The organism is Paenibacillus sp. EB106-04-04-XG159, from assembly GCF_058791835.1.
The window spans coordinates 228,074-242,792 of sequence record NZ_JBYTDY010000002.1; the positions used below are offsets into that span (position 1 = coordinate 228,074).

12 protein-coding genes and 1 other RNA gene are annotated in these 14,719 nt (G+C 48.6%); 12 read left to right on the plus strand and 1 reads right to left on the minus strand.

All coding sequences use genetic code 11. The annotated features are described in order from the left end of the window. The first annotated feature begins 29 nt into the window (after positions 1-29). From cdd to rnpB, 12 genes are all read left to right on the plus strand, one after another. On the plus strand, positions 30-464 hold the full coding sequence (cdd, locus tag AC3WTP_RS03210) for a cytidine deaminase (protein ID WP_492393135.1): 435 nt from the start codon (positions 30-32) through the stop codon (positions 462-464). A gap of 163 nt (positions 465-627) precedes the next feature. Beyond that, positions 628-1,542, plus strand: coding sequence for a GTPase Era (gene era, locus AC3WTP_RS03215; RefSeq protein ID WP_492393136.1), 915 nt, complete (start codon positions 628-630; stop codon positions 1,540-1,542). Between the two features lie 112 nt (positions 1,543-1,654). Beyond that, positions 1,655-1,798, plus strand: coding sequence for a YqzL family protein (locus tag AC3WTP_RS03220; protein ID WP_492393137.1), 144 nt, complete (start codon positions 1,655-1,657; stop codon positions 1,796-1,798). 30 nt (positions 1,799-1,828) lie between these two features. Next, positions 1,829-2,653 (plus strand): DNA repair protein RecO, encoded by an 825-nt coding sequence (recO, locus tag AC3WTP_RS03225; protein ID WP_492393333.1) that lies wholly within the window; start codon positions 1,829-1,831, stop codon positions 2,651-2,653. 360 nt (positions 2,654-3,013) lie between these two features. Next, positions 3,014-3,901, plus strand: coding sequence for a glycine--tRNA ligase subunit alpha (gene glyQ / locus AC3WTP_RS03230; protein WP_492393138.1), 888 nt, complete (start codon positions 3,014-3,016; stop codon positions 3,899-3,901). Continuing rightward, complete coding sequence (glyS, locus tag AC3WTP_RS03235) at positions 3,894-5,960, plus strand: glycine--tRNA ligase subunit beta (RefSeq protein ID WP_492393139.1); 2,067 nt, start codon at positions 3,894-3,896, stop codon at positions 5,958-5,960. The genes glyQ and glyS overlap by 8 nt, the downstream gene beginning before the upstream one ends. Positions 5,961-6,257: 297 nt before the next feature. Then, the gene (locus tag AC3WTP_RS03240) at positions 6,258-6,713 is read left to right on the plus strand and encodes a YaiI/YqxD family protein (RefSeq protein ID WP_492393140.1); all 456 of its coding nucleotides are present in this window, start codon (positions 6,258-6,260) and stop codon (positions 6,711-6,713) included. Positions 6,714-6,752: 39 nt separating this feature from the next. Then, a complete protein-coding gene (gene dnaG, locus AC3WTP_RS03245) occupies positions 6,753-8,582 on the plus strand; it encodes a DNA primase (protein ID WP_492393141.1) in 1,830 nt (609 codons plus the stop codon). 34 nt (positions 8,583-8,616) lie between these two features. Beyond that, on the plus strand, positions 8,617-9,747 hold the full coding sequence (rpoD, locus tag AC3WTP_RS03250) for an RNA polymerase sigma factor RpoD (RefSeq protein WP_492393142.1): 1,131 nt from the start codon (positions 8,617-8,619) through the stop codon (positions 9,745-9,747). A 451-nt stretch (positions 9,748-10,198) separates the two neighbouring features. Continuing rightward, complete coding sequence (locus AC3WTP_RS03255) at positions 10,199-10,969, plus strand: tRNA (adenine(22)-N(1))-methyltransferase (protein ID WP_492393143.1); 771 nt, start codon at positions 10,199-10,201, stop codon at positions 10,967-10,969. Next, on the plus strand, positions 10,945-12,060 hold the full coding sequence (locus AC3WTP_RS03260; RefSeq protein ID WP_492393144.1) for a Nif3-like dinuclear metal center hexameric protein: 1,116 nt from the start codon (positions 10,945-10,947) through the stop codon (positions 12,058-12,060). The genes AC3WTP_RS03255 and AC3WTP_RS03260 overlap by 25 nt, the downstream gene beginning before the upstream one ends. A 54-nt stretch (positions 12,061-12,114) precedes the next feature. Further along, positions 12,115-12,514, plus strand: an RNA gene (gene rnpB / locus AC3WTP_RS03265) — RNase P RNA component class A. A gap of 109 nt (positions 12,515-12,623) precedes the next feature. Here rnpB and AC3WTP_RS03270 read toward each other — a convergent pair. Further along, positions 12,624-14,576: a S8 family peptidase gene (locus AC3WTP_RS03270; protein ID WP_492393145.1), complete on the minus strand. Its 1,953-nt coding sequence runs from the start codon at positions 14,574-14,576 to the stop codon at positions 12,624-12,626. Positions 14,577-14,719: the final 143 nt, after the last annotated feature.

Sequence of the window (14,719 nt, forward strand, 5' to 3'; positions counted from 1 at the left end):
TCATACTTTACTAGGAGGTCGGTTGTCAGATGGATCATCATCAACTGCTGGAAGAAGCGAAGCGCGCACGCGAAAAAGCTTACACCCCTTACTCGCACTTTAAAGTTGGCGCAGCGCTGCTAGATGCGGAAGGACATATTCATTATGGCTGCAATGTGGAAAATGCTGCATATGGACCGACAAATTGCGCAGAGCGGACAGCATTATTTCGCGCAATAGCAGATGGCTGTGAGCCTCGAAGCTTCAAGGCAATTGCAGTAATGGGCGATACATCTGGCCCGATCTCTCCATGCGGCGTATGCAGACAGGTGCTCGTGGAACTATGTTCTCATGACATGCCCGTGATCATGGGGAATATGAATGGTGAAGTATTGGTCATGAAAGTGGCTGATCTGCTTCCAGGAGCGTTCGATGTTGTAAGCTTGGACAGCTCGCCGTCACGGCAAGCGGAAATGAACAACTGAATGTAATGATTAGCGGCGCCACCGGAATCCATTTATCGGATTGGCGCCGTTTCGACGTCTTAACGCGATGCTCAGGCTCCGTAGAATACAAGCCTAGCTTTTATGAATGTGGTAGAATGGAAACACAACCAATAATGATCATTTACAGAGGAGTAACAGAAGTATGTTGATAGATCGCAAGGATAATACGTTTAAGTCCGGTTTCGTAGCCATTATCGGACGCCCGAATGTCGGTAAGTCGACATTAATGAACCATGTTATTGGACAGAAGATCGCTATTATGTCCGACAAACCGCAAACGACGCGCAATAAGATTCATGGTGTATATACTACAGCCGATTCACAGATCGTATTTTTGGATACGCCGGGTATTCATAAACGCCAGTCTAAGCTAGGCGATTATATGAATACAGTTGCCTTGAACACATTGAATGAAGTGGAAGCGATTCTCTTCCTCGTTGATGTAGCTGCAGGTCTTGGCGGCGGAGATAAATACGTCATCGAACAGTTGAAGCAGATCCGCACACCGGTCATTCTGGTGATGAATAAGATTGATCAGATCCATCCGGATCAGCTGCCTGCAATGATTCAGACCTACAGCGAACTGCATGACTTTGCTGAGATCGTCCCGATATCAGCGCTGCAGGGGAATAATGTGGAGCGTTTGCTTCAGGTGCTTACAGGATATCTGCCTGCAGGCCCGCAATATTATCCAGATGATCAGATCACCGATCACCCAGAGCAGTTCGTTGTCGCGGAGCTGATTAGAGAGAAGATTCTTCACCTGACGCGTGAGGAAATTCCACATTCGATTGCTGTTACGATAGAAGACATGAAAGTTCAGGACAATGGTGTCGTGTATATCTCAGCGGTCATCTTCGTAGAACGCGATTCACAGAAAGGCATCGTGATCGGCAAGCAGGGCGCGCTGCTGAAGGAGATCGGCAAGCTGGCGCGCAAAGACATCGAAACGCTGCTCGGCTCCAAGACGTTTATGGAGCTATGGGTGAAAGTGAAGAAGGATTGGCGCAATCAGGATCGCGTGCTGCGCGACCTTGGCTTCCGCAGTGATAAATAAGCGGTAAGGTGCACATTTGCCGAGGATGACCAATAATTGCATCTCATAATCCCGCTCTTTAGGAGCAACCTAATGATGAGTCAGAGTCATTTCAGGATAGGGGGATTAACGAATGCGTGATTTCTCGTGGAATGTGTTTGCTAAGACAGGGGATGTGGATGCTTATTTGCTATATAAGCATATAGGTCAGCTCCGTGACGTTCAGAATGAGATGGAGATGGAGCAAGCAGAACCGCCTGAACAAGCACTGGAATGATAAAGTGGCTTGCCATATGGGAGGGCAATGGTGTTATATCGGGTAGAGGGAATCGTTATTCGCAGCATGGATTATGGGGAAGGCAACAAAATCATTACCTTATGCACCAAAACCCACGGCAAAGTGGGCGTGCTCGTTCGAGGAGCCAAAAAGGTGCGCAGCCGCCATGCTGCGGCCACCCAACTGTTTACTTACGGTGAATATGTGTATTTTCGCGGTATGGGACATATCGGAACGTTGAACGCTTGCGAGATTATGGAGTCTTTCCACTCCTTGCGTGAACAGCTGCATTTGACTGCTTACGCCTCATATGCTGTCGAGCTGGTTGATAGAGGGCTGCAGGATGAAGAAGCTGGAGGGTATATGTTTGAACAGCTTCTTGCCTATCTTCGAGCGTTAGCAGATGGCAAGGATGAGCAGGTAACGACGCATTTATTTGAGATGAAGCTCTGTCAGTCCGTCGGTGTTGCCCCGGTAGTGAATCGGTGTGTGATATGCGAGCGCGAGGATCGGCTCGCAGCTTTCGGTTGGCGCCTTGGGGGCGCCATTTGCGCTGCATGCCTGCCTAAAGAGCATATGAAATACACCTCATCCATGCCGATATTGAAGCTGATCTCGATGTTCTTGAAGACAGATATGCGCCGACTCGGGAGCATTACCTTGAAGCCTGCAACGAAGCTGCAATTGCGGCAATGCATGCGTGGATATATGGATACCCATGTCGGAGTAAGATGCAAGTCATTGAACTTTATTGAGCAGATGGAAAAATACGATCTAGCAGCGGCTGAACAGCATCCGCGTGAGCAGCGTCAACCACAGAATGATGTTGATACTGACGGGGAGCTTGACGAATAAATTCTGTTTTGCTAAGATACAGGTTATATCATTATTAATAATGTTGCTATGATGAAGAAAGTAGTTCCTCCAGGTTCGAACCTAGCGATTCGGGGATAGTGTGAGCCCGAACGGACGGATGAATGAAAGGGCGCTTCGGAGCAGCTTGACTTTGAAAGAGGATTGGCGACCGCTGATATGAAAGCTTTAACGCTTTCTAAGGTGGACTCGCGATCAAGTAGGGTGGAACCGCGGGAGAATACAGCTCTCGTCCCTACGTCTGGCAACAGGCGTAAGGACGAGAGTTTTTTGCGTGCAACGCACAGTTCGTTCAAAGCGCTGGAGCCTCACTATATGTCGAAAGAAGGAGTGATTAGGCGCATGAATTTTCAACAAATGATACTGACTTTGCAAAATTTCTGGGCTGAACAAAACTGCATTATCGTGCAGCCGTATGACGTGGAGAAAGGTGCCGGCACGATGAACCCGATGACATTTCTCCGTTCAATCGGTCCAGAGCCGTGGAATGTTGCTTATGTAGAGCCATCTCGCCGACCAGGCGATGGCCGTTATGGGGAGAACCCGAACCGACTGTATCAGCATCATCAATTCCAAGTTATTATGAAGCCGTCTCCAGATAACATTCAAGAATTGTACCTGGATAGCTTGAAGCGTCTCGGAATTGACCCTAGCGTACACGATATTCGGTTCGTAGAAGATAACTGGGAGTCGCCAACACTTGGAGCATGGGGACTCGGCTGGGAAGTTTGGTTGGACGGCATGGAAGTTACCCAATTCACATACTTCCAGCAGGTCGGCGGCATTGACGCTAATCCAGTCGCTGTTGAGATCACTTACGGCTTGGAGCGTCTTGCTTCCTACATTCAAGATAAAGAGAATGTGTTCGATCTGGAATGGGTAGAAGGCATCACTTATGGTGACGTGTTCCATCAGCCAGAATTCGAGCATTCCAAATATACGTTTGAAATCAGTGACGCAGCTATGCTGTTCCAACTGTTCAACACATACGAACAAGAGGCTAACCGCGCCATGGAAGCTCACCTCGTGTTCCCTGCGTATGATTATGTGCTGAAATGCTCCCACGCGTTCAATCTGTTGGATGCGCGCGGCGCGATCAGTGTCACAGAGCGCACAGGCTTCATTACTCGCGTCCGCAATCTGGCGCGTCAAGTCGCAACGACGTATTACGAAGAGCGTGAGAAGCTCGGATTCCCGCTCATGAAGAAAGGGGAGGAACACGATGCCTAAGAATATTTTATTGGAACTTGGACTGGAAGAAGTACCTTCCCGATTCATGCGCCAAGCGATGGAGCAATTGCAAGACCGCATGGAGCGTTGGCTGGAGGCGGCTCGCATCGCACATGAAGGCATAACAACATACGGAACTCCGCGCCGACTTGCCGTATACGTGAAGCAGGCCGCAGAGAAGCAAACCGACATTCATGAGGAAGTTAAAGGTCCTGCTCGCAAGATCGCTCTGGATGAGAAAGGACAATGGACGAAGGCTGCGCTCGGCTTTGCCCGCAGTCAAGGCGTTGAACCTGATCAATTCTTCTTTAAGGAATTAAACGGCGTTGAGTACGTTTATGCCAATAAGAGCAGCATTGGTACCGATACAGCTGAAGTGCTTGCTGAGGGAATGCAGTCTATCGTTCATGCGATGACATTTCCTAAAAATATGCGCTGGGGCGCAAACGACATGCGCTTTGTTCGCCCTATTCGTTGGGTTGTCGCGCTATTCGGCTCGGATATCGTACCTATTGAATTTACAGGTGTGAAAGCTGGCAACGTGACTCGCGGTCATCGTTTCCTCGGAGCGGAAACGACAATAGAAGAAGCGTCCCAATATGTAGAGAAATTGCGCGAGCAGCATGTACTGGTTGACGTAAGCGAGCGCGAGGCACTGATCGTGAAGCAGATCGAGCAGCTTGCTGCGGATAAAGAATGGACGATTGCGGTTAAAGAAGATCTTCTGGAAGAGGTTCTGTTCCTCGTTGAGTACCCGACGGTTCTGTTTGGAACGTTCGATGAGTCTTTCTTGAATATTCCACAGGATGTGCTGATCACATCGATGCGCGAGCATCAGCGTTACTTCCCTGTGCTGAATGGTGAAGGACAATTGCTGCCGTTCTTCGTAACGGTGCGCAACGGTGATGCGAAAGGTCTCGACATCGTCGCGAAGGGTAATGAAAAGGTATTGCGCGCGCGTTTGTCGGATGCCAAATTTTTCTACGAGGAAGATCAGAAACTCCTTATTCAAGATTGCGTCAATAAGTTAGACAATATCGTGTTCCAAGAAGAGCTGGGTACACTCGGTGATAAGGTGCGCCGGATCGTTTCGATTAGCAGCCGTCTTGCCGACGCTGTTCAAGCGGATTCCGAAACAGCTGAGCAAGTGAAACGTGCGGCAGCGATCTGCAAGTTTGACCTCGTAACACAGATGGTATACGAGTTCCCAGAGCTGCAAGGCATGATGGGTGAAGATTATGCGTTGAAGCTTGGAGAGCATCCAACTGTCGCACGCGCGATCAACGAGCACTACAAGCCGCGCTTTGCCGGTGATCCAGCTCCGGAAACGACGGTTGGCGCATTAATAAGCATGGCTGACAAGCTTGATACCTTGTCCGGATGCTTTGCGATCGGCATCATTCCGACAGGCTCACAAGACCCTTACGCGCTGCGCCGTCAAGCTACGGGTATTGTACAGCTTCTGCTGGAGCGCAAGCTTCCGCTCACATTGAATCGTATGTTCGATATTGCGCTTGACGTCTTAGAACAATCTGGATTGTTGAAACGCGATCGCAGTGACATACGTAAAGACCTGTATGACTTTTTCGGCTTGCGCGTGAAAAATGTACTGTCCGAGCAAGTTCGCTATGATGTGGTAGACGCGGTAATGGCTGCAGGCTATAACGACGTGCCGGATACGATTAATCGCGGTGCGGCCTTGATGAGCGCAGTGCGTGATGAAGCATTTAAACCAGTTGTTGAAGCATTCAATCGTGTTTGTAATCTGGCTTCGAAGGCAGAAGATGCGGAAGTTGAAGATAAACTGTTTGAGCAAGCGGAAGAGGGCGCATTATATGCCAGCTGGCAAGAAGCGCATAAACAATATGAAGCTGCCGCAGATTCAACAGCCGCGCTTGCTGCACTGAGCAGCTTGCAGGAGCCCATTACAGCGTACTTTGATCATGTCATGGTAATGGCGAAGGATGAGTCCGTGAAGCGCAATCGCTTAGCGATGCTGAAGCACATTGCTGCCGATCTGAATCGATTCGCTGATTTTGCAAAGCTCGTATGGGCTTAAGCGAAGAGAATTTCTGCCGTTAACTATTCAGATAAACGGAAAGATGATGCCGCGGAATGTGACCGTCAAAGGTTGATGCCAGTCAACTTCGACACGTTCCGCGCTTTTTCTGATCGTAAGTGACAAGGTTTGATAATAAGCGAATGAAAACCTTTCATGTGATAGCAGGAATTTAAATGAAAACAGCGTATATAATATTAACGGTGTTTATACACTCTATATTTGATTGATCGCTGCAGAAGAAGCTGCTGCGCTATGAAAGAGGAATGATCGTTTATTAACAACGTTCGAGTTGTAGTGGATGCCGATGCATGTCCGGTTAAGAACGAGATCCTGCGTGTTGCAGAAGATGTTGGAGCAGATGTGCTGTTTGTCGCATCATACGCGGCATATGTCAAAGATGAGCAATCTTTGCCAGATCGAGTACAAACCGTGTACGTAGATCAAGGGTTTCAAGCAGCGGATATGTATATTGCAAATGCAGCGCGGTCAGGCGACGTAGTCGTGACGAACGATTATGGTTTGGCCGCGCTATGTCTGCCTCGCGGAGCAAAGGTGTTAAGCCCTCGCGGCTCACAATATTCAGCCGAGAACATGGATGAGCTGCTGACACAGCGCCATTTAGCTGGTAAAGCTCGCCGCTCCGGCCAGCGTACTAAGGGTCCGAAGGCGATGTCTCTTGATGATCGATTACATTTCCAACATAAACTGACAAAACTTTTGCGCTCGGAGCAGGAGAATGTTGCAACATAGCGAAATAGTATTACGTGCTCGGATGAAGGTGGTAAGGTTATGAACGGAAATGGACCAATACCTGATGTGTTTATTGATGAGGTGCTGAAGGCGAACGACATCGTCGATGTTGTCGGCAAGTATGTTCATCTTACGAAGCAAGGGAAATATTTAAAGGGGCTGTGCCCATTTCATTCTGAGAAGTCACCTTCCTTCACCGTGACGCCCGAGAAGCAGATCTATCATTGCTACGGCTGCAAAGCAAGCGGTAATGTTATTCATTTTGTTATGGGAATTGAAGGTTATTCGTTTCCAGAAGCGGTCAAACAATTAGCGGAACAGGCAAACTTGCCGTTTCAATTCGGTACGCATACACTGGAACGAAGTCCGAAGAGCATTGCCCGCGACCAACTCACTCAAGCGCATGAGCTGGCTGCCAAGCTGTATCAATATATATTGATGAATACAGTGCACGGCCAAGAGGCGCTTGCCTACTTGAGGGGACGGGGCATCCATGACAAGCTGATTGAACAATTTCAGATTGGATATGCGCCGCCGCAGTGGGACACGCTCGTTCAGCTGCTGTCTAAGCGGGACTTCCCGCTGCAGCTTATGGAACAAGGCGGGTTAATATCAGCCAAGCACCAGCAGGATGGGTATGTGGATCGGTTCCGTGATCGCGTTATGTTTCCGATCTGGGATCGCCATGGTAAGGTAGTCGGCTTTGGCGGACGAGTTATGGGAGATGGACAGCCTAAGTATTTGAACTCTCCAGAGACGATGCTGTTTAACAAGTCTAAGCTGCTTTACAATCTTCATCATGCAAGACCGCATATTAAGCGAACAGGCAAGATTGTGTTATTTGAAGGCTACGCGGATGTGATCCAAGCATGGGATGCGGAAGTTCACAATACGGCAGCTACGATGGGAACCGCGCTAACGCAAGAGCATGTGCTTCAATTGAAACGTTATACCGATCACGTCGTAGTATGCTACGACGGCGATGATGCCGGACAAGCTTCGACGTTGAAAGTGATACCTATGCTTGAAGAAGCAGGTTTGCACGTCTCAATAGCGATGCTTCCTGACAAGCTGGATCCAGATGATTTCATTAAATTGAACGGCGCTGAGCGGTTTAAGCACATTATTTCGGCTGCTGCTGTATCACCTGTTAAATTCCAGCTACTAACTCTTCGACGCAATCATATACTGCTAGAAGATGATGGGAAGCGGCGTTTCTTGGATGAGGCCATGCGTATCATTGCACCGATTTCGTCTCCTGCCGAGCGGGAGATGCACCTGAGGGAGCTCGCGCAGCAGCTTGAATTGTCGTTAGAGACATTGAAGCAGGAATGCTTCGATGTGCGTCAGAAACTGCAAAAAAAGCAGCCTGCGGGGGATAATCAAGACAATTGGTGGAATAATGTTAGGAATGATAAACCAAGCATTTCTCCGCCTGTGTTGAGACCTGCGTATGTGTATGCCGAACGCAGCTTACTAGCGCTTATGTTCCAGGACGCTCAAGTGGCTGTTTATGTAGAGCAGCATTTAGGTGAGAAATTTAATGTAGATGATCATGCGGCTATTGCCGCTTATCTATATGCATATTACGCGCAAGGGAAGGAACCTGACTTCAGTCGGTTTCTCGCGACACTTCACGATGATCGACTAGAGCAAACTGCTGCTTCGATATCGTTAGCAGAAGTCCCCCTGCGTTACGATACTGAACTGTTGGAAGATTACATCAATCAGATCAAGAAAGTACCGAAACAGCGCGAAATCGAATGCAAGAAAGAAGAAATGGTGCAAGCTGAGCGTGCCGGTGATGTTCTGCGTGCTGCACAGATTGCACAAGATATTATTGCCCTAGAGCTGCAACTGAAGCGTTAGCGGACGGATCGTCTAGGGAGGAGGGAGTCGGAATATGGCAAATGATCAACATACAGGACTAGAAGCTGAAGCTGCTCTTGACCTTGTAAAAGATCAGTTGATTGAAATTGGGAAGAAACGAGGAACTCTCAGCTACAAAGAGATTACTGAGAAATTATCGACTTTCGAACAAGATCCGGATCAAATGGACGAGTTCTACGAACAGCTGAACGACAACGGAATTGAGATCGTCAACGAGAATGAAGACGATATGGGAGGCCGAGCTAATCAAGATCGAGATCAGGAAGAGCAGGATGATTTCCGTTTTGATGATGACTTGTCGCTGCCACCTGGCATCAAGATTAATGACCCGGTTCGTATGTACTTGAAGGAAATTGGGCGTGTGCCGCTCTTGTCCGCTGAAGAGGAGATTGAACTTGCGAAGCGGATTATGAATGAAGATGAGGAAGCGAAGAAACGCTTGACTGAAGCAAACCTTCGACTCGTTGTCAGCATTGCTAAGCGCTATGTCGGACGCGGTATGCTCTTCTTGGATCTGATTCAAGAAGGCAACATGGGACTTATTAAAGCAGTTGAGAAGTTTGACCATAGCAAAGGCTTTAAGTTTAGTACTTATGCGACATGGTGGATTCGTCAGGCGATAACACGCGCGATCGCAGACCAAGCGCGTACGATTCGTATTCCGGTTCATATGGTAGAAACCATTAATAAATTGATTCGTGTATCCCGGCAGTTGCTGCAGGAGCTTGGACGTGAGCCAGCACCAGAAGAAATTGCGGCGGAGATGGAGCTTAGCGTAGAGAAGGTTCGGGAGATTATGAAGATTGCGCAAGAACCAGTATCTCTCGAAACACCGATCGGCGAAGAAGATGATTCCCATCTTGGCGATTTCATCGAGGATCAAGAAGCATTGGCTCCAGCGGACGCGGCAGCGTACGAATTGCTTAAGGAACAGCTTGAGGATGTTCTTGATACCCTTACGGAACGTGAGGAGAACGTGCTTCGATTACGCTTCGGCTTAGACGATGGACGTACTCGCACCTTGGAAGAGGTAGGCAAAGTGTTCGGCGTTACACGCGAACGGATTCGTCAGATCGAAGCGAAGGCGCTTCGCAAGCTGCGTCATCCTAGCCGCAGCAAACGCTTGAAAGACTTCCTTGAATAAATAAAGCTTCTGACAGGCCTTCTGTGCAGCATGTTCTGCGCGCAGCAAGGTCTGTTCTTCCTTTTGACGCATGTCTGAATCCTAGTTGATTCCAGTTGAATTACAATTAGATTCCGAATAGAGTGGCAGCATCATAAGGATTAGACATGAACTGAGGAATAAGAGGAATAATGAGTATAATGATAATCAGTTTGTACTATATGAGCTGCATATGAGGTATAAGGTGAATAATCGTTACTGCATGTATCAGAATTTCCTTATTTTGATTCTTTAATTGTGTTGTTGCGATTCATTTTACCGCTTTTGAAGCAGCAATGCAAATAATTGGACCATGAATCTTTATTGGATCAATGATGCATGATATGTTGTTTATCAAACGGATTGAGTTCGTTATGCCTTCCTCATCTAACGTGACATGCAATTATTTCGGAAACAGTAGGTGAAGTGCTAAGTGATAATTAAGCTATCAAGACGACTACAACAAATCGCTGATCTTGTGCCTAACGGCTGCCGGATGGCGGATATCGGCTCGGACCACGCGCTGCTGCCCGCGTATTTGGCGAAGTCAGGTCTTGTTACATATGCGGTAGCAGGTGAAGTGAACCGAGGACCTTATGAAGCTGCTGAGCGCCAAGTTCAAACTTATGCGCTTGAGAAGATCGTTCAGGTCAGATTGGGTGACGGACTTGCCGTAATAGAGCAAGGCGAGGTTGATTGCATAACGATTGCCGGAATGGGCGGCAGTCTGATGGTCTCGATCCTGAACGCCGCGCCTGAGAAGCTGACAGGCGTGACCAGACTCGTGCTGCAGCCGAATGTCGGAGAAGATCTTGTTCGTAGATGGCTGCGAGAACACGAGTGGCTGCTCGTGTATGAGACGATTCTGGAGGAAGACGGCAAGATCTACGAGGTGCTGGTCGCAGACCATATAGAAGCTGCTGCGGCGGCTGAAGCGTACGCTGCTATGTATAAGCCGCGTCATCTTGACTGCGGCATCATACTCGATGAGCAGTGGCTACTGCTGATGGGTCCGTTCTTGACTCAAGCGCCAGATGACGTATTCCTGCGGAAGTGGGAAGGCGAATTACAGAAGCAGGAAAAGATTATTCAGACGATGGCGAAGGCGGAAGCGGAAGAAGTGGAGGTACGCCGTCGTCAATTCGAGAAGCATAGAGCGACATTGGAGGGGATCTTAAGATGTTGGCAAAAGGAGCAACAATAATCCAATGGATGGAGCAGCTTGCGCCGAAGTCGCTGGCTGTGCCGGACGATCGGATTGGCTTGCAGTTAGGCACATTGCGCAAAGACCTTGAGCATGTATTAATCGCTCTGGATGTAACAGAAGAGGTTGTAGATGAGGCGATTCGGATCGGCGCGAAGCTGATTATAGCTCATCATGCGATCATTTTCCGTCCGTTGAAGGATCTGCAGACGGATACGCCTGCTGGGCGCTTGTACGAACGATTAATCAAACACGATATCGCAGTGTACATCAGCCACACGAATTATGACGTGGCAGAGGGCGGTATGAACGATCTAATGGCGAATGCTCTCGGGCTGAAGGATATTAAAGTGCTGGAGAAGCTCCATGAAGATCGCCTGCAGAAGCTGGTTGTTTATATTCCGATGTCCCATCTGGAGCAGGTTCGCACAGCGATTCTAGATATCGGAGCAGGCGCAATCGGCGATTACAGTCATTGCAGCTTTATCGGGGAAGGCACAGGCACGTTCAAGCCGCTGGAAGGCTCTAATCCGTATATCGGCGCAACAGGTAAGATGGAGGAGGTCGAAGAAGTTCGCTTCGAGACTATCGTTCCGCAGTCGATCAAGAGCCGAGTCATTCGGGCGATGCTGAAGGCGCATCCGTATGAGGAAGTCGCATACGACTTGTATCCGGTTGACAAGGAAGGTCAGACTTACGGCTTAGGACGCGTAGGCAAGCTTGAGCAGCCTCTAACACTGGGAGACATGGCGGAGCTGGTCAAGGAACGCTTCAACGTTCCCCGTGTGCGGGTTGTAGGTCCGCTGCACCGCGCCATTAATAAAGCAGCTGTGCTGGGCGGCTCGGGATCGCGATATGTGAAGCATGCGCTGTTCCATGGCGCTGATGTGCTCATTACGGGCGATATCGACTATCATACGGCGCATGATGCGCTCGCTGCGGGTCTGTGCATTATCGACCCTGGGCATAACGCGGAGAAGCTGATTAAGGCCGATGTTGCAGACCGGCTGCAGGCCGTTGCAGAGAAGCAAGGAACGAAGACTCGCTTTCATGCATCAGGCATCTCTACCGAAGTGTTTCAATTTATGTAAATGTTGAGTGTTGAGTTTATTCGTATAACCTAGTATACTTACGAATGTTGAAGGAAAGTTTGACAGACAATCGCTGGCGGCCTTCGAGCCGCGAGAGGAAAGTCCGGGCTCCATAAGGCAGGATGCTGGATAACGTCCAGTCAACGCAAGTTGAAGGATAGTGCCACAGAAATGGACCGCCGATGGCCGCTTTGCGGCACAGGTAAGGGTGGAACCGTGGTGTAAGAGACCACGAGGAACGCTGGTGACTTCGTTCCTGGTAAACCCCATCTGGAGCAAGACCTAATGAGACGCACGCCCCTTGAGGGCAACCTTCGCCTGAGGCGCGTCTGGGTTGGTCGCTGGAGCTCCGCAGTAATGCGGCGCGTAGATAGATGATTGTCACTTCGTAGTGGGAGGGTTGCACCCGTTTACCACGATCAGTACAGAACCCGGCTTATGGCAGACTTTCCAACGCTAGCAACATTATCATTGCATCAGCAATGGTCGAACAACGCATAACAGCCCCTATCGAGAGCGATCTCGACGGGGCTTTTTTGCATGCATTTTATATTTCACACAGCCTATTCAGCCTTGCGATTGAAGTCGAAAAAAGAATCTGGTCGGAGCCTCATGAACCTCTTCTCATTGGACTGCGCTTCCGTTCCCTGCTTGGCAAGATTCAAAGCTTGCTCAACATTGATCTGACCGAATCCATAATACATATCTTTGCCTGGTGTACCAAGATCCTGTACGCTTTGGCGCATAATGTCATACACTTCGGTGTTGTGAAGCGACGGGTTAACCGAGCGAATGAGCGCCGCTAATGCTGCTACATGAGGGCTCGCCATCGAAGTGCCGGACAGCGCCGCATACTGATTGCTCGGGTATGTGCTGGCAATATTCGTGCCGGGAGCGACGACATCGACATAGTCCCCATAATTGGAATACGATGCTTTAGATAGATCCTTATCTGTCGCAGAGACAGCGAACACTTGCGGGTATGCCGCTGGATAACCTGGCTGTGAGGTGTTGTCATTGCCAGTAGCAGCAACAATCACGACATCCTTGTCAAATGCATATTGAACTGCATCCTGCAGAAATGCGCTCTGTGCGTAGTTGCCTAAGCTCATGTTGATAACTTTAGCGCCATGGTCTGCGGCATAGATTATCCCTTCAGCGACGGCATAGGATGATCCTGCTCCCGTATTATCCAGTACTTTAATCGGCATGATGGGGCTGTACCATGTCATGCCAGCGATACCCTCGAGATTATTCACATGAGCGCCGATAGTTCCAGCAACATGTGTGCCGTGTCCGACATCGTCATTCGGAGGCTGTCCAGGATTGATTACATTAAAGCCTTTGAGCAGCTTGCCCTTAAGATCCTTATGGTTCACGTCGACGCCTGTATCGACGACTGCGATAATGACATCGTTATTGCCTTTCGATATATTCCAACCTGCGTTCGTCTTGATCAGCGGAAGCTCCCACTGATACGGCTTGTAGAGCACATCATTAGGATCAGAATCACCGGCTGCTCGAACAGTGTCTGAAGGTGGAGTCTGAGACTTTGGACTAATGGTAGGTGCATTAAGACTTGTTGGTGTTCCATCCGGACGCTTCTCGTCATTTGTCATATACAGATAGTGCGGTTCAATATATAACGGGTCGTACTGACTGAAGTATTGTTCGAGTCTGGCTGAGTCCAGCGACTTCGATCTGAAGACGTAAGTATATCCAGATTTGCGTACATCAGTACACTGAATATCATTCTTGATCTTATTCAAGTCAGCATCACTTAGAGGTTTACGAAAACGAACGACGACCTCAAACTTGTGATAGTGGCTCGTCCCTTGGTTATCTTCCCCATTCTTAACTTTAACGTCCTTCATGGTATTGCTATTCACAGATTCTACACGATATTTGTCTTCCCGCGGGTAAGGAACAAGCCGTAGATTACGCTGCTGGTGCGCTTCGACATTTTTAACGATATTTCCGTTAACGATCGCGATAATACCGCCGTTGATTCGGCTGTCTGGCCAAGTCAGCACCGCATGCCGCTTGCCATCTGCTACAATTTCAGGTGAACGGTAGGGCTGTTGCTGATCTAAATGAGCTTGAGCTGTCTTTAGATAGCCTTCAAGCTTCTTTCCAGACTCATTGTTCATATCATGAGCTATTTTCCCAGAAGAAACGGTTTGGTTATTCGCTTTATTGACCAGCTTCACATATTCAAAGTGTGGATGTTCCGCTACAAATTGCTTAAGTTTCTTTTCTAATTGCTTCCCATTGTCATATTGCCATGCCAGGACGGCTGACTTCATATCGTTCTCTGTATCGTGCGCAAAGATTTTCTGAGTCGTCAGTACATCCTGCTGCAGCACATGCTGCTTTGAATTACGTTCTTCTGAGACAGATTGGACTGTATTGTTCGTCGGTGGTTTGTTTGCGGTATTCCCGCAAGCGGTTAACATCGGATTTGCAACGATTCCAATGCAGAGCACGGTAATTCCAACGATCGTTCCTCCACGCATGTGTATCCCTCCATAATAACGCCGTTATTGCAATAACAAGCTCTAATAGGTATGTTGTGAAGCTCGAGTTATTTTATACAGCTTGATAATTGGGGGAAAACAATGGTTGTCAAGGTATACTTTTTCCACATGTTTTATGATAG

Excerpts from the sequence above, each read along its gene's own strand:
- cdd (WP_492393135.1), top strand. The coding sequence starts at position 30 with ATGGATCATCATCAACTGCTGGAAGAAGCGAAGCGCGCACGCGAAAAA.
- era (WP_492393136.1), top strand. The coding sequence starts at position 628 with ATGTTGATAGATCGCAAGGATAATACGTTTAAGTCCGGTTTCGTAGCC.
- AC3WTP_RS03220 (WP_492393137.1), top strand. The coding sequence starts at position 1,655 with ATGCGTGATTTCTCGTGGAATGTGTTTGCTAAGACAGGGGATGTGGAT.
- glyQ (WP_492393138.1), top strand. The coding sequence starts at position 3,014 with ATGAATTTTCAACAAATGATACTGACTTTGCAAAATTTCTGGGCTGAA.
- glyS (WP_492393139.1), top strand. The coding sequence starts at position 3,894 with ATGCCTAAGAATATTTTATTGGAACTTGGACTGGAAGAAGTACCTTCC.
- dnaG (WP_492393141.1), top strand. The coding sequence starts at position 6,753 with ATGAACGGAAATGGACCAATACCTGATGTGTTTATTGATGAGGTGCTG.
- rpoD (WP_492393142.1), top strand. The coding sequence starts at position 8,617 with ATGGCAAATGATCAACATACAGGACTAGAAGCTGAAGCTGCTCTTGAC.
- AC3WTP_RS03260 (WP_492393144.1), top strand. The coding sequence starts at position 10,945 with ATGTTGGCAAAAGGAGCAACAATAATCCAATGGATGGAGCAGCTTGCG.
- AC3WTP_RS03270 (WP_492393145.1), bottom strand. The coding sequence starts at position 14,576 with ATGCGTGGAGGAACGATCGTTGGAATTACCGTGCTCTGCATTGGAATC.